The sequence below is a fragment of the Bacteroidales bacterium genome, assembly GCA_026418905.1.
In the GTDB taxonomy this organism is placed as follows: Bacteria; Bacteroidota; Bacteroidia; order Bacteroidales; family DTU049; genus JAOAAK01.
Map to the genome: position 1 here is coordinate 1 of JAOAAK010000031.1, position 21,433 is coordinate 21,433.

The 21,433-nt window shown below is 35.0% G+C and carries 19 protein-coding genes; 11 read left to right on the forward strand and 8 right to left on the reverse strand.

Annotation, left to right across the window (positions count from 1 at the left end; all coding sequences use genetic code 11):
- A partial coding sequence (locus N2Z72_06485) for a PKD domain-containing protein (GenBank protein ID MCX7697321.1) occupies nt 1-2,345 on the forward strand: 2,345 nt, incomplete at its 5' end.
- Between the two features lie 41 nt (nt 2,346-2,386).
- On the opposite strand, the gene N2Z72_06490 is transcribed toward N2Z72_06485, so the two are convergent.
- Entirely contained in the window at nt 2,387-3,298 is a 912-nt protein-coding gene (locus N2Z72_06490) for a ribonuclease Z (protein ID MCX7697322.1), read from the reverse strand.
- Complete coding sequence (locus tag N2Z72_06495; GenBank protein MCX7697323.1) at nt 3,298-4,038, reverse strand: T9SS type A sorting domain-containing protein; 741 nt, start codon at nt 4,036-4,038, stop codon at nt 3,298-3,300. The genes N2Z72_06490 and N2Z72_06495 overlap by 1 nt, the downstream gene beginning before the upstream one ends.
- Before the next feature lie 73 nt (nt 4,039-4,111).
- Here N2Z72_06495 and N2Z72_06500 point away from each other — a divergent pair, with 73 nt between their 5' ends.
- The 9 genes from N2Z72_06500 to N2Z72_06540 all read left to right on the forward strand — a co-directional run bounded on the left by N2Z72_06500 (nt 4,112) and on the right by N2Z72_06540 (nt 13,510).
- The gene (locus N2Z72_06500; GenBank protein ID MCX7697324.1) at nt 4,112-4,705 is read left to right on the forward strand and encodes an acyl carrier protein phosphodiesterase; all 594 of its coding nucleotides are present in this window, start codon (nt 4,112-4,114) and stop codon (nt 4,703-4,705) included.
- Between the two features lie 22 nt (nt 4,706-4,727).
- A complete protein-coding gene (locus tag N2Z72_06505) occupies nt 4,728-5,969 on the forward strand; it encodes a M48 family metallopeptidase (protein ID MCX7697325.1) in 1,242 nt (413 codons plus the stop codon).
- Nucleotides 5,966-7,792, forward strand: a complete 1,827-nt coding sequence (gene mrdA, locus N2Z72_06510; GenBank protein ID MCX7697326.1) for a penicillin-binding protein 2 — start codon at nt 5,966-5,968, stop codon at nt 7,790-7,792. The genes N2Z72_06505 and mrdA overlap by 4 nt, the downstream gene beginning before the upstream one ends.
- The gene (gene rodA, locus N2Z72_06515) at nt 7,789-9,051 is read left to right on the forward strand and encodes a rod shape-determining protein RodA (protein ID MCX7697327.1); all 1,263 of its coding nucleotides are present in this window, start codon (nt 7,789-7,791) and stop codon (nt 9,049-9,051) included. Before mrdA ends, rodA begins: the two co-directional genes overlap by 4 nt.
- Nucleotides 9,038-9,628: an RNA 2',3'-cyclic phosphodiesterase gene (gene thpR, locus N2Z72_06520; protein MCX7697328.1), complete on the forward strand. Its 591-nt coding sequence runs from the start codon at nt 9,038-9,040 to the stop codon at nt 9,626-9,628. The genes rodA and thpR overlap by 14 nt, the downstream gene beginning before the upstream one ends.
- Before the next feature lies 1 nt (nt 9,629).
- Nucleotides 9,630-10,694, forward strand: a complete 1,065-nt coding sequence (gene ribD, locus N2Z72_06525) for a bifunctional diaminohydroxyphosphoribosylaminopyrimidine deaminase/5-amino-6-(5-phosphoribosylamino)uracil reductase RibD (protein MCX7697329.1) — start codon at nt 9,630-9,632, stop codon at nt 10,692-10,694.
- Nucleotides 10,695-11,325: 631 nt separating this feature from the next.
- Nucleotides 11,326-11,940: a YigZ family protein gene (locus tag N2Z72_06530; GenBank protein ID MCX7697330.1), complete on the forward strand. Its 615-nt coding sequence runs from the start codon at nt 11,326-11,328 to the stop codon at nt 11,938-11,940.
- Between the two features lie 20 nt (nt 11,941-11,960).
- Complete coding sequence (locus N2Z72_06535) at nt 11,961-12,938, forward strand: glycosyltransferase family 9 protein (GenBank protein ID MCX7697331.1); 978 nt, start codon at nt 11,961-11,963, stop codon at nt 12,936-12,938.
- The gene (locus tag N2Z72_06540; protein ID MCX7697332.1) at nt 12,935-13,510 is read left to right on the forward strand and encodes an L-threonylcarbamoyladenylate synthase; all 576 of its coding nucleotides are present in this window, start codon (nt 12,935-12,937) and stop codon (nt 13,508-13,510) included. The genes N2Z72_06535 and N2Z72_06540 overlap by 4 nt, the downstream gene beginning before the upstream one ends.
- A 4-nt stretch (nt 13,511-13,514) precedes the next feature.
- Here N2Z72_06540 and N2Z72_06545 read toward each other — a convergent pair whose 3' ends face one another.
- Nucleotides 13,515-14,498: a dihydroorotate dehydrogenase-like protein gene (locus N2Z72_06545; GenBank protein MCX7697333.1), complete on the reverse strand. Its 984-nt coding sequence runs from the start codon at nt 14,496-14,498 to the stop codon at nt 13,515-13,517.
- 30 nt (nt 14,499-14,528) lie between these two features.
- Nucleotides 14,529-16,127: a S41 family peptidase gene (locus tag N2Z72_06550; protein MCX7697334.1), complete on the reverse strand. Its 1,599-nt coding sequence runs from the start codon at nt 16,125-16,127 to the stop codon at nt 14,529-14,531.
- Nucleotides 16,128-16,166: 39 nt separating this feature from the next.
- Between N2Z72_06550 and N2Z72_06555 the strand changes: the two genes are divergently transcribed.
- Entirely contained in the window at nt 16,167-16,784 is a 618-nt protein-coding gene (locus tag N2Z72_06555; GenBank protein MCX7697335.1) for a rhomboid family intramembrane serine protease, read from the forward strand.
- Here N2Z72_06555 and N2Z72_06560 read toward each other — a convergent pair.
- The 4 genes from N2Z72_06560 to N2Z72_06575 form a co-directional block, all read right to left on the reverse strand.
- Nucleotides 16,737-17,648: a hypothetical protein gene (locus N2Z72_06560; protein ID MCX7697336.1), complete on the reverse strand. Its 912-nt coding sequence runs from the start codon at nt 17,646-17,648 to the stop codon at nt 16,737-16,739. The genes N2Z72_06555 and N2Z72_06560 overlap by 48 nt on opposite strands.
- 6 nt (nt 17,649-17,654) lie before the next feature.
- Nucleotides 17,655-18,932, reverse strand: coding sequence for a phosphoribosylamine--glycine ligase (gene purD, locus N2Z72_06565; GenBank protein ID MCX7697337.1), 1,278 nt, complete (start codon nt 18,930-18,932; stop codon nt 17,655-17,657).
- 3 nt (nt 18,933-18,935) lie between these two features.
- On the reverse strand, nt 18,936-19,466 hold the full coding sequence (locus N2Z72_06570) for a DUF6272 family protein (protein MCX7697338.1): 531 nt from the start codon (nt 19,464-19,466) through the stop codon (nt 18,936-18,938).
- A gap of 107 nt (nt 19,467-19,573) precedes the next feature.
- A complete protein-coding gene (locus N2Z72_06575) occupies nt 19,574-21,220 on the reverse strand; it encodes a tail fiber domain-containing protein (GenBank protein MCX7697339.1) in 1,647 nt (548 codons plus the stop codon).
- Between the last annotated feature and the right edge of the window lie 213 nt (nt 21,221-21,433).

Consider the following 21,433-nt stretch of genomic DNA (forward strand, 5'->3'; position numbering starts at 1 on the left):
AGATGTGTATAAGAGACAGTGCTGGGTCTGATATAGTTGGTACGGTATTTAATTGGTCGACTGGGGATGTAGGTTCTGTGATCACTGTTTCGCCGGCTAGTACGACGGTTTATACGGTGACTGGTACGACGCCGAATCAGTGTACTGGTACGACACAAGTAACAGTGGTGGTGAACCAAATACCTCAAGTTCAAGCAATAGTATCAGATCCAGAAATTTGTGCTGGCGAAGATATTACCGTTCAGGCTTTTAGCGATGATCCTAACGCGTTTTATTCTTGGAGTAATGGTCAAAATGTAGCTGGATTTACAGTTAATCCTATGGTTACAACTATATATACAGTAACTGTCATTTCTTCGCAGCAGTGTACCAATACTGCTCAAGTTCAAGTGACAGTCCATCCTACACCGATTGCTAATATTATTCCTTCAAGTGGTAGCATTTGTTTGAATCAGAATGCTTCTCTGCTATTGCAGACAAATATTCCTGTGTCAAGCATTGTATGGAGTACTGGAGATATAAATGTACAATCTATTAATGTTTCTCCGATGGTAAGTACTACATATGGTGTAACAGTTAGTACTGATCATCAATGTACGGGAACTGCTAATATAACCATTCAAGTAAACCCTTTACCTGATGTGCATATTTCTGCTACAAGCGAAGAAGTATGTGAAGGAAATTCTACTACACTGGCAGCAACAAGCAATCATCCAAACACAGTATTTTTATGGAGTAATGGCATACAGGCTCCTTCAATATCTGTTACACCTTGGATGAATACATGGTACTATGTGACCGCGACAGATCAAAACGGATGTAAAAACAAAGATAGTGTTGAAGTTGTGGTAAATCCTAATCCAAAAGTAAGTATTATTCCTTCGGATGACGACATATGTGAAGGTTTTTCAGTAACATTAACGGCTACAAGTAATCATCCGAACACATCTTTTGCTTGGAATACGGGAGCCATAGGTCCCATTATTAATGTAACTCCAGTAGTTACAACTACATATATGGTAACGGGTACTGATGGTAATGGATGTACGGGATCCAACAGAGTAGTAATAGAGGTAAAGCAAAATCCTGCCGTGTTTATAGCACCTCTTGGAAGTCCCATTTGTCCGGGTGATACTGTGTGGTTGCAAGCTGGAGTTAATGAAATGGTTAGATATATTTGGAGTACTGGGGATACAACACAAACTATTATGGTCATTCCTAATTCAACAAGTTTATATTCAGTAACTGTTACCAATCAAGACAATTGTTCTACTACTGCTCAGTTAACTGTTGAAGTAAGACCAGCTCCACAAATTATTGTATATCCTTCAAAACCTGTCATTTGCAAAGGAGATCAAGTTACTTTGATAGCTACAGGGGCATCTCTCTATGATTGGACTCCTTCAACTGGGTTGAATACCAATGTTGGTTCCATCGTTGTAGCTTCACCTTCAGAAAATACCACTTACAGAGTTGAAGGAATAGATCTATATGGATGTAAAGGTGAGACTTTGGTTACTGTTGAGGTAAAACCCATACCGAATATTAATTTCACGTCGGACATGAATCAGATTTGTGCTGCTACAACTGTAAGGTTTGTTGGCTCCAGTGATCAACCCATTTCCAGCTGGCAGTGGGATTTTGGAGATCCATCATCAGGGAGTGCCAATTACGGAATGCATCAAATAGTGACACACACATTCTTTGCAACGGGTACGTATACCATTCGGCTCGAGGTGGTTTCGGTGGATGGTTGCAAAAATGCTATTGTCAAACCAGATTACATTGTAGTTCACCCCAATCCGATGGCGGCCTTTTACCGTACCCCTGATATAACTACGGTCGACAATGCAACTATTAAATTCTTTAATCAATCTGTTGGGCATGTGAAAGTCTTGTGGAATTTCGACGATCCTTCTAGTGGAATAAACAACATCAGTACTCAATCCGATCCAACACATACATATAGCATGGAGGGTGAATACTGGCCAACACTTTATGTCGAGAATGAATGGGGTTGTGTTGATTCCATGAGTAATAGAATAATCGTAAAATCTACGAGTGGACAATATATTCCGTCGGCTTTCTCACCAAACAATGATGGAGTTAATGATATATTTAAGCCAAGTGGGTTTAACATTGATTGGACTGAGTATACCATGTACATTTTTGACCGTTGGGGTAATCAGATTTTTGAAACTCACAGTATTGACATTGGATGGGACGGTCGTGTAAACGGACAAGGAGAGATCGTCCAGCAAGATGTATACGTCTACAAAATTATTCTCAAAGATATTTATGGTGTAGAACATGTCTTTTATGGTCACGTTACTCTGATTAAATAACTCCATGGCTCATGTTTATGGCCCTCTTCGGAGGGCTTTTTTTATGGTAAAATAATAACTTTACCGTCTAAAGCTAATTCGGTATGAGGAAAAATACTTTGGGCTTCTTTATAAAAGAGACATAAATCTTTATATCTACTTGAAAAATGACCAATGATAAGTTTTTTTACATCTGCAAGTTTAGCAATATATGCTGCTTCGGCAGCGGTGGAATGTTTTTTTTCATAAGCTCCAGAAACCTGATCAGATAAATACGTAGCTTCGTGATAAAGCGCTGTAGCTCCATGGATATATGGAATAATGGTTTCGTCAAAACCAGTATCAGTGACATATGCATAACTTAATGGTTCTGGAGGAGAAATGGTGATTAATTCGTTAGAAAGGACAGTTCCATCGGGTAAATGGAAATCTTTTCCTGCTTTGATAGCTTTTATCTCATCTATGGAAGGATTGTAATTAGTGACAAATTCTTTTTTTATTTTTCTTTCTTTTTTCTTCTCTTTGATTAGAAAGCCGCAAGTAGGAACACGATGTGATAATGGAAAACAATGTATGTCATAAAAATCAAATGAAAAAGTCTGATGAGAATTTTCCTCGATTACAATGTGTTCGATCGGGTAGGTGTTTTTGTAGCCAGCTTTAGTAAAAGTGAATTCAATAAATTCGTGAACAGCAGGTAGAGCAACTAGACGAAGAGGTTTTACACGTCCGAGGAGATTAAAAGTTTGCAAAAGACCAGGTAATCCAAAAACATGATCTCCATGAAAGTGAGTTATACAGATAGTTTCAATTCGATTGAAGGAGATACGGTGCTTTCTTAAATTAATTTGCGTTCCCTCACCGCAATCCAATAAAATAAAACGCTCAGCTATTTTAAGAAGCTGAGCGCTTGGAAATCTGTTGGGCAAAGGTGTTCCAGAACCAGACCCTAATATGTGTATAACCAAAGACATTAATGTCGCACAAAGACTTTGTTGTATAGAACAGACGTACCCGTTTCGACTTTGATCAAATAAATACCATTATTCAAGCCTTCAATAGGCAATGATATAACTTGAAAACCTGGGATAAAACTTATTTGTCTAGTAATGACATTTTTACCTTGCAAATCGTTAATGGATAAAGAACCGTTTTGTTCAGTATGGGAATAAAATTCGATGTGTAGCATATCATAAGCTGGGTTTGGGTAGACAGAGATGATTGAATTCGCCATATTTTCTAAACCAGCATGAGATTGATCTTTAATAACAATTTTGTACCCTGTAATCGTATCAGGCATTGAAATAGGCATGCCATTGAAATTGGCTTTACCCAAGATTCTAATTCCCAATGGATAAGTTCCAGCTTGACCGACAGCAGGTGTACCAAAAATAACAATGCATCCTTGAGTTCCTCCTAAAATGTAGCAAGTTGGCCTACCACAACTGTAGTTGAAACCTGATGGCAGACCAATGATACCCAACACACCAATAGAGTCAATATGAACAGTGTTTCCGTATAGTTGAGTATCAGCTGGTATGACAGCATAAATCACAGCTTGGTATGGTTGAGTTTCGGCACCTACCGGTAAGTTTGTTGTTGTATCAGGATAAAGACCAGGCGTGGTTAAATTAGGATTAGGTGTACACGGTTGGGCATTTACATATAGAATGCCCATCAACATGATAAATGAAATGGAAAAAAACTTTTTCATGGCTTTTTCTTTTATGCAAATATAAGACGTTCTTTTTTTGCAAGTAGTTATATTAAAGTTCATAATTTTACACATGAATTATCTGATGCATGTCTTTCTGAGCGGTAATGATCCACTAATTCAGATTGGAAACTTTGTGGCAGACCATGTTAAAGGATCTAGGTGGAATGATTTTTATCCTGAAAAGCTTATGAAAGGAATTTTTTTCCATAGGCAAATCGACAGATTTAGTGATACGCATATGGCAGTTAAAAAGGCTGTTGAACTTATTAGTCCATACTTTATTCATTATTCAAGTGTAGTAGTTGACATTTATTTTGATCATTTTTTAATTCTTTATTGGGATAATTATTCAAAAGATGATTTAAAAGTTTTTGTTCAAAATTTTTATAGAATAATTGAGGAAAATTACAGCATATTACCTGAAAAAAGCAAAAAAATATCACAAAAAATTATACAAACTAACTGGTTAATGAAACCAGCTGATTTAGATGGACTCAAAGAAATATTTGTTTCTTTAAAAAAGAGAACGTCTTTTGAGAATAAGATCGAACTAGCACCAGAGAAACTTGTCATACACTATCATGCGATCGAAGGATGTTTTTTACAATTTATGCCAGACATTCTTCATTTTGCTGAATTGCATAAACGATATTTTGCAGGTTGAATTATAATTTTGTAAAAATTTCATGACGGATATCTACTTTTTGGTTTTTATCATTATTGATGTTTTGATAATTTTCCTATATCAACTTGCTGATTTGCTAGATATTGTTACATGGAAAAAAGAAATTCCTGTATTTTTTGCTCAGAAGTATTCTGTTGTTGAATATGAGCGAGCAAAGAAGTATGAAAAAACAAAATTCTGGTTGGCTTTTTTTGAAAATTTAACACTTTTTGCGCTGGTTTTATTTCTTATACTGAGTGGAATAATAGTCCAGATCGATACTTTGCTGTCGGGTACTACGAGTCATCCTTACTGGCATTCCATGTTTTTTTTCATGTTATTGATTTTCTCTTTGTGGTTATACAAATTACCTTTTCATTATTATTTTGTATTTTTCATTGAAGAAAAGTTTGGTTTTAATCGTTCAACACGCCGTTTGTTTTTTAGGGATGAAATCCTTGGATTATTGCTAAGTATGCTTATCTTTTTTCTGTTGGGTGGGGCAGTAATATATCTTTATGTTTATCAATTTCAAATTTTTTCTTGGATAGCATGGATTGTAGTTATCATTTATTCTTTGTTTTTCTCTATTTTTTACAGCGATTTGATTGTGCCATTATTTTACCATCAAAAGCCTCTTGAAGATAATAAACTAAAAAATGATATCCAGTTTGCTTTTCAATCAGTTGGCTTTAATGTGAGTGATATATATGTCATAGATAGCAGTAAAAGAACAGCGAAAGCTAATGCTTATTTTACAGGTTGGGGAAAGAAAAAAAGAATTGTGCTTTATGATAATCTCTTGAAGTTACTTGAACCCAACGAAATTATTGCTGTATTATTTCATGAATTGGGACACTTCAAAAACAGGCACATTTTTATATCCTTTCTCATCTTTGTAATATATTCGGGAGTTGTGTTATTTGCTTTTCAGCAAAGTGCTTTTTGGATTAGTAATGTTTTCCATGTGAAGCCATATTTTCACTATGTTTTGTTTGGATTTTTAGTATTTTTTTACCCTATGCATTCCCTTGTTGAAACTATGATTTTGTGGCTTTCGAGGAAATTCGAACTTGCTTCTGATGCATTTGTTGCACGTCATGGCTACGATCAATATTTAATTGATGGACTTGTTAAACTTTCATCTACTCATCTTGCCAATTTACATCCTCACCCATTGAAAGTGTGGTTGACCTACTCCCATCCTCCTATAGTTCAGAGAATAAATCATATAATTTCATTAAAGCCGAATACAAAAGAATGAAAAATATAGTATTATACACATCTCGACGTTACATTCTTTTGGGCATGATCATATTCGTGGCAAGCGTGTTTTTGATTAAACTTTTTTATATGCAAGTTATTTCAGATAAATATAAAAGATTGTCGGAATTAAACAGTGTCAGGTATGTGTATGAATATCCAGCGAGAGGTTTGATATACGATCGATATGGCCATTTGCTCGTTTTCAACAAAGCCTCGTTTGATATTATGGTTGTCCCAGGGGATATTGAAGCATTAGATACATCTAAATTGCTAGAAATTCTTTCAATAAGCAAAGATGAGTTTTTGCGTCGTTTAAATAAGGCAAAAAAATACTCGCGTTTCACACCAAGTGTATTTGAAGCAAATATAAATGAAGAAGTTTATAGTAAGTTTCAAGAAAAAAAGTATTTATTTAAGGGCTTTTATATTCAGGGAAGAACCATCAGAGTTTATCCTTACGTCACAGCACCTCACTTACTAGGATATCTTGGTGAAGTTTCTTCCCAAAAGCTCGAAGAAGACAAATATTATCAGCCCGGAGAATACATTGGTATATCGGGTCTTGAAGAATATTACGAGAAAGAGTTGCGAGGAGTGAAAGGATTAAGGGTGATGGAAGTAGACGTGCATAATAGGATTAAAGGTAGTTACAGAAATGGCGAATTAGATAAAAAACCTATTCCTGGTAAAGATCTTTACACCACTATTGATCTTGATTTACAAATGTATGGGGAAAAACTTATGCAAAATAAGCGTGGAGCTATTGTTGCTATAGAACCACAAACAGGAGAAGTGCTAGCCATGGTTTCCAGTCCATTTTATGATCCCAATTTACTGGTTGGGAGAGAACGTTCGAATAATTACCTTATGCTTATGAAAGATTCGGTTAATCATCCATTGTATAACAGAGCTATAATGACTAAATATCCGCCCGGAAGTGTATTTAAAGTGGTTAATGCACTTGCTGCCTTGCAGATGAAGTTTATTGAAAGAAACACTTCTTTCTCTTGTTATGGATCTTATCCTTTAGGAAAAGATCATGACATTGACTGTCACGTTCACCCCAGTCCACTAAATTTGCCTGGAGCAATCCAATACAGTTGCAATACTTATTTTTGCTATGTTTTTAAAAAGTTCGTGGATAATTCGCAGTTCTCTTCTAGTAGGGAAGGTTATGCTAAATGGAAAGAATACATTAATAAAATGGGTTTTGGTCATCCATTAGGAATAGATTTGCCCAATGAATTTGGTGGAAATGTTGCTGACGTATCATATTATGATCGAATGAAAGGGACAAAAAACTGGTATGCTAACTCCATCATGTCTGTAGCCATTGGACAAGGCGAAATAGGTGCTACCCCTCTTCAGCTAGCCAATTTGGCGTGTATTATAGCAAATAAAGGTTATTACATCATTCCCCATGTTGTTAGAGCCATCGGTTCACCTGATTCGTTACTTAAATTCCCACGTGTAGACATAGGAATTGATAGTGCTCTTTATATTCCAGTCATAGAAGGCATGGAACTTGCAGTTTTAGGAGGGACCGCACGGGTAGCACAGATTCCTAACATAAGTGTTTGTGGGAAAACAGGAACAGCACAAGATCCACCCAGAAAAAACCATTCTGTTTTTATTGCTTTTGCGCCCAAAAATAAGCCTCGTATTGCCATAGCTGTCTTAGTTGAGAATTCAGGTTTTGGAGCAGAATGGGCAGCTCCTATTGCCAGTTTGATGATAGAATACTTTTTAAATAGAAAAATTACTAGAAAAGACCTGGAGCAAAAAATAATTAACGCCAAACTTTTAAATCCCTACCTATGAGTGATAAAATTCTGAATATACGACAACTTGATATTTGGCTTATGATAACCTACTTGGTGCTAGTTGCAATTGGATGGCTAAGCATTTTTTCTTCAACTTATGCGGGCGAAGATTTTGATTTTTTAAATCTTAGCAAACCTTACGGCAAGCAGTCTTTATGGATCATTGTTTCTCTGGTTATTGCCATAATTATTTTACTGCTTGACGTGAAGATTATTGTTAAAATGGCTTTTCCTTTTTATTGGTTAGTTCTAGTAACACTTGTTTTAACATTGCTTATAGGAAGTATTATTTCTGGAAACAAAGCGTGGATTAATTTAGGAAATGGCATACTTTTTCAACCTAGTGAATTTGCCAAGTATGGTGTTTCACTAGTGATAGCTTATTTACTGAATTTGCCTGCATTTACATTAGAGAATAAAAAAAATATTATATTAATTGCTTCTCTGATTGCGGTTCCTGTACTTATTATCTTACTTCAGAACGATACGGGTAGTGCTGTGGTTTTTCTGGCATTTTTTTTCTTGTTTTACCGATTGGGAATTTCAAATTTTTATCTTTTTCTTATGGTATATTCTATATTGTTGTTCGTTCTTTCGCTTCTTGTTAAGCAATATATACTTTTGTTAAGTGTTACATTTTTGTTTGTAATAGGTGTTTTCTTTTTCAGGAACCATAGAGAGGGTTTAAAAAAACTAATTTTTTCATGGATTTTTAGTTTAATATGGATAATAGCCACCAATTATATTTTTTTTCATGTGTTGAAGAAGCACCAGCAAGATAGAATTAATGTTTTAATCGGCAGAGAATATGAAGAGCGTGGCTCTGCCTTCAACATAAAGCAATCGATGATAGCCATAGGCTCGGGAGGATTAATAGGAAAAGGACTATTTCGTGGCACACAGACGAAATATAATTTCGTTCCAGCACAGCACACTGATTTTATATTTTCGGCTGTTGGAGAACAACTGGGATTCGTTGGATCTACTATTTTGATTTTACTCTATGTATTTATTTTAATCCGGATGATTAATCTAGCTGAAAAACAGAGATCTACTTTTTCTTTTGTGTTTATTTATTCAACTGCTTTGATTATCTTTATTCATTTCTTTATCAATATTGGCATGAGTATTTCACTCGTACCGGTAATAGGAATACCATTGCCATTTGTAAGTTATGGTGGATCTTCTTTATTGTCTTTTACGCTTATGTATTTCACTACCATCAAGTTAATTATGCATCGACATGAAACCTTATAATTGTTCTTGTGTAAAGCGTTTATTTATTGGAATTCCCGTAGCTGTTAGTATGTCTTTTAGAAATAATTTTTTGAAATTACGTGAGAAATTTAATGAAGTAATTATTGCAAACTGGACAAGAATAGAGCAATGGCATATCACTTTACACTTTTTCGGTGAAATATCAACAGATAAAATACCTTCAATTATCAATTGCATCAAGATATCCTATGAAAATTTAATTGCTCAGAAGGTTAATATTAAACAAATTGGGTTTTTTGGAAAAGTTAGTAATCCTCGAGTTATATGGTTGGGAATTGAACCAGATAAAGAAATTATCTTTTTTTCAAGATTACTTTCCGAATCACTTTATGAACAAGGCTACGAGGTGGATCAAAGAGCTTTTTCTCCTCATATAACCCTTGCTCGAATTAAGAGAGTCAAGGATTTAAAGGCTTTTCATGAGTTGATTAATGTCCATTTTGATGCTATTTTTGATGTTGTTGTGTTAGATAAAGTGGTTTTATATGAAAGTATCTTAAATTCTCATGGCTCCACTTATGTTCCACTGTTTACAATGTCATTAAAGGCTGTCTGAGATGAAAAGGGATGACGAATTAGATGAATTGTTTATTCAGAGATGCCTAACCTTGGCTCATGGTGGGATAGGACTTGTGGAACCCAACCCTTATGTGGGTTGTGTTGTTGTTAAAGAAGGAAAAATCATTGGGGAAGGGTTTCATTTTCAATTCGGTGGTCCGCATGCGGAAGTTCTTGCCATTCAATCAATCAAAGAGAAATCAAATTTCGATGACGCTGTTTTATACGTAAATCTTGAACCTTGTTCACATTATGGAAAAACCCCACCCTGTACCGATCTAATTATTCAAAAAGGTTTTCGACGTGTAGTTATAGCCATGGAAGATCCAAATCCATTGGTCAATGGGAATGGTATTCGTAGATTGAGAGAAGCCGGCATAGATGTAAAGGTGGGGGTATGCAAAGATGATGCTTTAAGACTTAATCGTAGTTTTGTGACTTTTCACAAGCAAAAACGCCCATATATTATCCTCAAGTGGGCTCAAACCAGAGATGGCTTTATAGATATTTTATTGACTTCCCGTCAAAGAAACAGCTATTGGATCAGTTCATCATTGACCGATATACTAACTCATAGCTGGCGTGCACGTGAACAAGCCATTATGATAGGTGCACATACTCTTTTGAAAGATGATCCCCAGCTAACCGTACGGCATTTTGCAGGAAGAAATCCTTTGCGAATCATTATGACTTCTACTTTAATTAAAGAAGAGCAAATCAAAAAATTTAAAATATATCAGGCTAAAAGTCCAATTTTAATCTTTAATCCTCATATTTCACAAAAAATTCAACATGTTGAATGGGTCAAAATACCTTTTAATCATGAGGTTTTAGAGCACATATGCGACGAACTTTATAAGCGTAATATTCAAAGCGTAATTGTTGAAGGAGGAAAGCAATTGCTTGAAAGCTTTATACGGTCGAATCTTTGGGATGAAGCCAGGGTAATTGTGGGGAATAAGCGATTTTATCAGGGTCTGGTCGCACCACTCCTCAATAACAGTAAATTAGTCAAAACTCGTTTTTTTGATTCGGATATAATTTTTTATTATAAGCCTTTGTGAAATATTTTATTTAATACTTTCTGTTTTATTTTCAACTTCTATTATCTTTATCTTCAAATTGATATTCGTTTGCAAATGAGCATTTGCTTATTATTAATATATCTCTATGTTGCTGGTGCATTTTTTATTGTTTGGAGAATCAATTCGTAGAGCTGTTTGGTTAAGTACTGGGGATTTTTCTCACGTTCCTAGTTTTTGTTTTGACATTTTACTCCCCTCAGCATAGGGAAAGAACATAAAGAAACCATTGGCTGTCCAATTAATTGTATTTGACCTGTGGAACAAATTCGCAGTGGTAAATTATTTCCATACATACATCGATTATTTTGTATATTTAATCATTGTATTTGGGGTTTCTTTTATAATGGGCTTAGCTGTTTTAGCCCTTACAATAGAATTTGACAGTTTAAAAATCAAATCATGGTGTTGGTAAATTGTTCTGGAAGTTTGATTGTTTTAGTACGTATTTTCTCTAAAGGGTATGAGTTCTTTTGACGACAGCGTTTTTTTCCGTGTTCAATGTAAGTATTGTATTTCTTGGAGCAACGAAAGGAATTTTCGTTTTTGGAGAGAAAAGTTTCAAAAGATCCATATATCTTTCTTTTTTCTTTGTTATATTTTTGTTCATTTTATGAAAACAAGTGTCCGGCAAATTGAAAGTAACGTATCGTTTGCATATCACGAAAAAAATAGTAGATTCATCGGCTTGGCATTTCCTATTTACTCTGAAAAAGAAGCACAAAATATGTGGAATGCTGTAAGAAAAAAATACTATAAGGCTGATCATTTTCCATATGCATATATTATTGGAGTCGAGAAAGAAATTCAAAAGAGTAGCGACGACGGAGAACCTTCTGGAACCGCAGGGAAACCCATACTAAACGTTTTGCTATCTAAAGATCTTACTTATACTATGGTAGTCGTAGTTAGATATTTCGGTGGGATAAAATTGGGAACTTCGGGATTGAAGAATGCTTTTAAAACAACAACACAATTTACGCTGGAATCAGCAAATGTGGTGCAGCGAATTGTTACAATGAAAATGGAATTGTTTGTTCCATATCAAAAAGTACATGTTTTTTATTCGTTCCAACAGCAGAAGAATTTCTTAATTCTCGAACAAGATTATCAGAGTTTAGAATCAAAGTTTGTTATAGCAATTCCTATTAGCTTTTTAGATGAATTGAAAAGTTTTTTTTCACTTCATAATTTCTTTTTTATAGAGAAAGAAATCTATTTGTGGTAATTTTGCAGTAAATGGGGTGAATGAAAGTATTGCTTATTCAAACAGCCTCAATCGGAGATACTATTTTGGCAACAGCTGCTGCAGGTTCTATAAAAAGTCTTGATCCTAAAGCTGAAGTGCATTTTTTATGTAAAGATTCCACTGTTCAAGTTTTAGAAGATCATCCTATCATTAATAGGATTTGGGTTTGGGAAAAATCTGGTAGCCGGAAATATTATAAGCTTTTTCGTCTTATTATGGAGCTTAGAAAGCATAAATTTGATGCTGCAATTAATTTTCAGCGTTATTTATCTACTACTTTATTGCTTATTTTACTTAGGGCTGACTACAAGGCGTTATTTCGATCTCATTTTCTTTCATTTTTTTTTAGATACTCAATCAAGCATGTTTTGTCAGGCCGACACGAAATAGATAGGAATCTTGAATTACTAAGATTAATTTTTCCACAAGCTTCCTTTGCTTTACCGGTGATAGCAATAAAAAAGCCAGAAAATTTTATTCTTTCTTTACCATACATTACTATCTTTCCCGGTTCTCTTTGGGAAACTAAGAAGACCCCTTTAGAGAAATGGATAGAACTGATTGGCTTGTTGCCCGAAGATATGACTGTATACATCATGGGAAGTAAGTCAGAAGAGAATTTAGCGGAATTGATAGTTGAAAATGTTAGACGAGAAAATGTGTACAATCTGTGCGGCAAATTTTCTTTGCGCGAAGTTGCTTTTATCATGAAGTATGCTGTAATGAACTATACCAATGACAGTGCTCCTACTCACTTGGCGACAGCAACCGGAGCATCAGTTACAACAGTTTTTTGCAGCACAGTTCCTGATTTCGGTTTTTACCCCATTTCTCCCAAGAGTTATGTTGTAGAGGTTCAAGAAAAGTTAAATTGTCGCCCCTGCGGAATTCATGGAAAACGTCAATGCCCTAAAAAACATTTTGATTGTGGCAAGAAAATTGATGTTAACCAGTTACTTCAAAATTTACCGACATGAAACATGCATACCAGCATGACATTGACATGTGCATTAAAGCACTAGAGGAAAATGGTGTGATTTTGTATCCTACTGATACCATTTGGGGACTTGGATGTGATGCAACAAAAGAAGCAGCAGTGAAAAAAATTATGCAAATTAAGCAAAGGCCTTTGCAAAAAACATTTATAGTCCTTGTCGATTCTTTATCGATGTTATCTGAGTATGTCGAAAAAATACCTCCAATTGCCATGGAATTAATAAAGCAAGTTGAAACACCTCTAACTATTATTTATCCTGGAGGAAAAAATCTTGCTCAATCATTAATAGCCGAAGATCATACTATAGCCATACGCCTCATTAAGGATTCATTCTGTGTAGATTTGATAAAGCATTATGGTAGACCCATCGTAAGTACTTCCGCTAATATTAGTGGACAGCCAGCACCGCGAATTTTCAAAGAAATATCTCCCAGCATTATTGCACAAGTTGATTATGTGGTTTCATACAGACAAAATGATATCACTTATATGAAACCCAGCACCATAATTCGCATCAAAGATGATTGGAATTTTGAGATAATTAGGGATTAGTTTTTTATTCAATATTGCTGAAATATTTCATGAATTGAATTCGTTCGTAAGCAGCGGGATTGATAGTAGAATGATAAGATAATTTGCCACGAAAGTCGTTTAACTTGCTAAAACCATGTCGTTTCATCCATTCTTCTATGCCTTTAAGAATTTCTGGAATAATGTCAGATCCTTTTTGATAAAAAGCCGATACAATTTGAACAGCTTTTGCACCAGCTAAGAGAAGTTTTATAACATCTTCGTAAGTGTGAACACCAGTGCTGGCGCAAAAGTCACACTGCACCCTTTCAGACAAAAGAGCAATCCAACGCAATGGAATAGTTGCTTCTTGAGATGTGCTAAAAGGATGAGCTGCAATGACTTTCATACTTTCGATATCGATATCGGGAGAGTAGGTTCTGTTGAAAAGAACAATGCCTTTGATTTTCTTCCAAGATAGCTGGGTTACAAATCTAGCAAGGTCGGTGAAGTAATAACCTAACTTGATCGACAAAGGTATAGAAGTTTGCTCCAAAACCCTATCGATAACATTAAAGTATTGTTTTTCAATTTCTGCACTTAAAAGATTAGGATCGGAAGGAAGAATAAAAATGTTAAGTTCTATTCCATCAGCACCAGCCTGTTCCACTTTCTTTACATATGATGTCCATTCGGATAAAGAATAGCAATTAATGCTTGCAATAATAGGAATAGATGCCTGATTTTTAGCTTGTTGGATAAGGTTCAAATATTCATCAACAGCGCGGGATGAGGAGTAATTAATAATGTAGTCGTAGGCTTCTGAATAATCAAACGAAGAAGCCTGCTTAAAAAGGTGGTGCGCTTGAACATTGATTTGTTCCTCAAAAATTGATTTCAGAACAACAGCTCCAATCCCCTTACGATCAAGCTCTATAATTTGATCAATCTTACTTGTGAGCCCACTACTTCCTGCAATTATAGGATTCCTAAGTCTTAATCCCATGTATTGAGTAGAAATATCAATCATATATTTGATTGTTTTTGCAAAAATAAAAAATTAATAATCTATGCCATATTTTTCAAATATTCCAGGAGTTTTTAGCAATTCTACAGCCTTGAGTAAAATATCATCTATTTCATAAATGCATTCGTAATAAGAATTAATACCGTAAAGATTTCTTGCTAAAAAAGCTTTTAAAACCGTTTGAATAATTTTTTCACTTTTTTTGTATTCTTCTTCATTGAATTTAACAATAGGTTCAGCATAATTGAAAAAAGTTTGCATAAATGTTTCTGTTGTTTTGAAGCGTTGAACGAAATCAGAAGAGGTAGGATAAATTTTTTTGAGGCTATCTCTTTTGTTTTCCAGGAAATCCAAAGAAAATGAAGCAAAAACATTATTGCGCATCAGTTGAGAGTAGTAAGAAGAGTATTTTGTCGTATCAAGAGGGACAAAGATATCGGGCATGATACCACCACCACCATATACGATCCTTCCTTTATTAGTTTTGTACCGTAATGAGTCGGGGAATTTAATAGAGTCCGGGTGAATGAGTTCACCGTGTTTCAATCGTTCAGATAATTCTTTATAGTATTTTTCTGTTCCGTCTTTGTAGGGTTTTTGGATACACCTTCCACTCGGAGTATAGTATCGTGCCACGGTAAGTCGAATGGCAGAATGATCTGGTAATGTATAGGGCCTCTGAACCAGTCCTTTGCCAAAAGAGCGACGTCCAACAATTAAGGCTCTGTCCCAATCTTGCAACGATCCAGCAACGATTTCACTAGCAGACGCACTTTCTTCGTCAATCAGTATAATCAACTTTCCTTTTTCGAACAAAGAAAGATTTGCAGCTGTGTAGTTTTGACGTTTTTCACTTTTTCCTTCTGTGTAGACGATAAGTTTCCCTTTTTCAAGGAATAAGTCAGCCATATCAATGGCTGTTTTTAAAAGACCGCCACTATTGTCACGAAGATCTATGATAAGAGAGGAGGGAACTTTTGGAAAATTTTTAAAGGCATCTGTTAGTTCCTGAACAGTTTTTTGAGCAAAGCGACTTACTTTAATGTAACCAATGCGATTGTCAATTAAAAAAGACGCTTCTACACTGAATATAGGAATTTTGTCTCTAATAATAGTAAACTCTAAAATATTTTTCTCTCTGGCTCTAACGATCTGAACATTGACTTTAGTTCCCTTGGGACCTCTTAATTTCTTTAAAACATATTCATTGTTAATTTTTTTCCCTGTAGCATTTTCTCCATCAATCGAGACAATTTTATCGCCGGGTCTTATCCCAACTTGTTCACTGGGACCTCCTGCAATAACTTCCACAATATTGATGGTGTCGCGCAAAATTTGAAATTGAACTCCAATGCCTTCAAAACTCCCTTGCAAAGGTTCATCAGCTTTTTTTATTTCTTCTTCTGTGTAGTAAGCACTATGGGGATCAAGTTCCTCCAAAACTTTTTTGATGGCAACTTCAGTTAATTTGGCTTCATCGATGTTTTCTACATAGTTGTTTCGCAATAGTGAAAAAAAGTATCTAAGTTTTTCTTCTGTTTTGGCTGGATCTGAGCTTTGTTGTTGAGCATGAAGATTTATACTCAGAAAACATACTATGACAAGAATGAAATTAAGTTTGTCAAATTTCATTTGAAGTACATTTGTACAAATATAGTTTGAAAAATAATTATGGATTTCAGACATGTTATCTATTCTATTTTTACTTCATTCATGCTATGTGTGCCAATAGGGCTTTTTTACATCTTTCCTTTCCCATTGTATGGAATTTATCCAGGAACATGGGAAGGATTATTGGGTGTTTTTACAGCTCCACTGTTACATGCTGATATTGAACATCTGATGAGCAATTTATTTGCTTTGTTTCTTTTGTTTTTTATCATTGCTATGAAGTTTTACCCTATCATGTGGAAGCTCTTATTGTCGTCGTATTTTTTGCCCGCATTATTCACTTGGTTATTTGGTCGTGAAGCTATGCACATTGGCGCAAGTGGTATGGTATATGCCCTAACAACTTATATTTTTTTTACAGGTTTTCTTGTGGGGAACTTGTCTTTGATTGCCATGTCTTTGTTAGCTATTTTTCTTCATTCAGGTTTTTTATGGGGGTTGCTTCCTGTCGAGCACCAAATTTCATGGGAAACTCATCTCGGAGGCTTTATTACAGGATTACTTTTTTCCTTGATATTTTACAAAAAAATTCGTTCTATGTATTATGAACCACCTGAGACAGAAGAAGAGTCAGAAAATGAAAATGAAAATAACAAAACCCAGCAAAGGAATTATTGAACCGACCCACCAAAACCATTTTCGTTCCTGCTGTTGTAGTAATTTATTAAAAATAATTCCAAAAGGATAAGCCACAGCGATAATAACATTGTCTTCCCCAAATAGAAAGGCGACCATACTAACCAGGAAAATCAAAAATAGACATAAATACGTTTTTCGAATTGAAATTTTATATTCCACGAAACTAAAAAACATAAAAAAGAATAGCAAAAGTAGCAAAAATCCCAAGAAAAGCTTTAATGAAGATATTGTAAAATCAGGCGAGGGTATTTGGATTAAATCTATGATTCTGTTCATAGAGAACTGATCTGTAATAAAAAAGAATGCACTGACATATAGAAAAACAGAAAGCCATCCCATGATGAAGATAAGCAATGTTCTAGGACTAATGATAGCCCATATGATGATCATTCCTAAACTTAACACGGTGAACATCCAACCTGATGAAAAAAGAATAACAGAAACACCACTAATCATTCCAGCTAGAAGGGTATTTCCGTAAATTTTTTCTTTTTCTTTAATGTTAAAAAAAAGCAGCAGTAACAATGAAAATATTTCCCAAATAATCAAAACATCTAATTCTTGGTTGAAATTCATTAAAGCCAAGAGTATAAAAAGAAACCAAAATTGCAGTATGGAGCAATTTATTAGCTCAATTTTTTTACACATAGAATGTAATAAAATCATATGTAGTATAAGTAAGGGAATTAAAGCTAACGTTCCAATAATAGGAGAAGCAGAATTTGCTGATGATTGCAGAAAAGAAAAAGTTATGTAAATAGGAACTTGATGAAAGAGTATCCAGCCAAAGGTCATAACTAACGTAAATAAATATAGAAAAAAAACAACTCGTTTTTTTTGCATGTAAATTTATCTCAAGAGATCTTGCCCGATGTCTTTTCTAAAATGAAAATCAGGTGAAGAAAAGTATTGCATATCATGATATACTTTGTTTATTGCCTCTGGTAATGTATCTGCTTCTGAGACCACTCCAAGTATTCTCCCTCCCGTACTGAACAATTGATGGTCTACTTTTTTTACACCAGCACAAAAAATGAGAGATGATATGTTTGATGGCAATGTGAATGGTAGATTTTTTTTGAAATCATTGGGATAACCCTTGGCTGTAAGAACTACACATGTGCGTACTTTATCATCCAGTAATATCTCATACGAGCGTAAATTCCCTTCAGCCATTTTTTGTAATAACTCAACAAATGAACTCTTAATTTGGGGTAGAATGACTTGGGTTTCAGGATCACCTAACCGAACATTGTATTCGATTAAAAAAGGATGGTCTTGAACGATCATCAATCCAAAAAAAAGAAATCCACTGTAATGTATATTTTCTGTTTTAAGTCCTTCAAGTGTGGGTTGAATAATTTGTGTTTCAATTTTTTTTCTGATAGAATCGTTTACAAAAGGTACTGGTGAAACTGTTCCCATGCCCCCAGTATTGGGGCCAATATCTCTCTCGAAGACACGTTTATAATCCTTTGCTTCTGGTAAAAGTACATAGTCTGTTCCATCCGTAGCTATAAAAACAGACACTTCAATTCCTTTAAGAAACTTTTCTATGACAATACTTTTCCCTGCATCTCCGTACCTACGTCCTACAAAAATATCCTTAATATTTTGTTGAGCTTCTTCCAACGTTGAACAAATGGCAACTCCTTTACCAGCAGCTAATCCATCAGCTTTTATAACGTAAGGGGGTTCGTTAGATTTAAGGAAATTTAGGGCTTTATCCATTTCTTCGTGGGTAAAAACCTGGAAATCAGCAGTTGGAATTTGATGACGTTGGCAAAAATTCTTTGCCCATGCTTTGCTGGCTTCTAAAATACTTGCATGAGTCGAAGGGGAAATAATACGGACATGGTGATTGGATAAATAGGGCTCGAGAGATTCTTTCCAACCTTTGACAATAGGCTCTTCTGGTCCAACCACAACTAGATTAATGTTGCTTTCTTTGATGAGTTGGGCTATAGCTTGGAAGTCATAGATATTAAGTGGAATAACGTTGGCATCGTTTGTCATTCCGTCGTTTCCAGGAGATACGAATACATTATTTTTTCCAAGTTCCAACGACAAACGCCAAACTAGGGCATGCTCTCTGCCACCTGCACCGATCACAAGAACGCGACACATGATCTACTGGTTTTCGTTCAAGTTAAAACGAACAATTAAATGAAAGAAAAACATATCATCATCCAAAATGGTAAATGAAAAATCAAGTGGATATCCACTTTTTCTTCTGATTTCGAGAAAACCTATTCCTTCTGATGAATTGTTTTGAAATGAATTTTTTAAATCTTCTTTTGAATTATGGCTTAATTTTCTGTTAACCTCGCGAATCCTTTTTTCGATGATATTACGTCTGTCAAGTGTTACGACGTTGCCAGCGTCTATCACTAAAGTGCCTTTTTTGCGAGAAAGAACAAACAAGCTGAAGTGGAGCGGAAATTGATTGTGTTGAATAATATTTTTTAAAATTTCATGTGTTGCAAGCAAAATTCTTTGCCTTATAGCATTTTCTTGAGGGTTAAAATGAACTTCCATATCGTCAAGAATTCTATCGGCTTTGCGTTCAGTAAGTACACCTTTGAAAATTAATAATACTTCGTGTCCGACAGTAATTTCTTTTATAAATTCGTCAATATTAAATTTCGAACCTGATTTCATTAAGACAAAATTTTTACAAAAATAAAAAAAACATTCACTTACAGGAAACAATAATTTTCAAAAAAACACTTAATCCATTGTAAGTGAAGAACTTAAAGTATATGATCTTATTTCTGAGGCAAGTTGTCTGGATATGTTGAACTTTTTTCAAATAATTTTCTTAATTCTTGATTTTCAATTTTCAAGTATTCGATTTCCTTGCTTAATTTTTCTATCTTTTCTAAAAGTTCTTTTATGGCTTCGACTAAAATGACCGACATTTTGCTATAGTCTATGCCGTAATATTCTTCCCCATTGTCATTAATACTGTGCACTGTGATTTCTGGTAAGATCTGTTTAATTTCCTGAGCCATAAATCCAATTTGGTGTGAAGTATCGGGAGTATTTTTCCATTGATAATGGTATCCGTTTATTAATTTAATTTTGGTTAGAGCATTTTTTATAGGTTTAATGTTAGTTTTCTTACTTGCATCCGAATAAGTTAGCCAGCCATTAGAGATGGCCATTGTTCCATCTCCAGCACTACCTATGGTTAATTTTTGGGCGGCACCGGGCACACCAATGTAAACGTTACCAGCATCATGATTCAAATAAAGTGCAGAACCAGAAGTATTATTCATAGCATGGATTTCATTGTCGTCTATTTCAAGGTGGATGCCTGATGCTGGACCAATTATAAAGGATGCAGAATTGTCTGGTGTGTTTGGTCCTGCATCTACAACTGGTAATACGTGCAATGGGCCTCTAGGTTGATCTGTTGATATTCCTACAAAACCTGTATTTCTAACAATGTTGAATGGAGCATCAATGGCATTTCCTGCGTTGTCGAAACGAGTTATGTTCCAAACTTGAGCATCTGGTGTGACGTTGTTGGTAAAACGAGTTAACCCTCCCTGAACAAAGGCATATTGAGTCCAAAAATTATTTCCCGATTCAATAACAATTTGTGTCGATGAATCAGTTCTAACCCGCATACCACCCCAGTTTCTATTTTGATATACTTCTAGTTTGTAGAATATAGGAGCAACACCTAGACCAACAAGACCATTGTTGCGGTTAACAAACATAACACTTTCCTCATAATTTCCAACATTGTTGTAACGATTAAGAAGCCACCAGTTTCCGTTGTTGGTTATCCCGTGAGAAAAGCGTGGTAAGGTGTTTTGATAATAAGCATGCAGGGCATGATAAGCATCCTTGGTTTGAAGGACAAGCTGAACATTCGAATCACTTTTGATACGCATTCCACTCCAGTCCCTCTCAGACTTTAATTCCACTTGAAACCAATCCAAGTAAGTATTAATAGCAATTCTTCCATCCGAACCGATACGAAGTCTTTCGGCATTGTTAGTTCGAAAAACTAAGTCCACGTTATCTAAAGTTCCTAAAAAATTATTGGATGGATTTGTTCCGGAATTTCCCAAGGTAAACCAGATGTTTTTAAGGGTGTCGTCTGGTAACAACATAACCCCAAAAGGCATAATAGATGTACCTTTGTTGTAATAGTAACCTTTAGGTAACCCACCCAAACCATTATTATACACAAGTAAGGAGTGTGCAGGATTAGGAATAGTAGCTCCATCGGTTCGACTGGTAAGAGTCACTCGGGGGATAAGAATTCCTTTGTTATTGAAATAAATCTCTAAGCCAGACGATGGGTCAGGCGTGAAAACATTGTTGCTTATTCCTATAGATTGTGAAATGGATTGAAAAAAAATCATTAATAAAAACATAATAGCTAAGGCACTTCTCATAATGATATTTTTTGCAAATATAAAAAACTAAATTAATTATATATATAAACAATAAAATAAAAAAAGAGATCAATTAAGTGAAAATAATCTGGCTTTGTTCACCTTCTGATTTGGCATAAAAGTCTCCTACAGTCAGAACATCTTTTACCTGGGGCAGGAGGTCATCTTTAGATAATCCAAACATTTCCATTGCAAGTTTACAAGCATAAATTT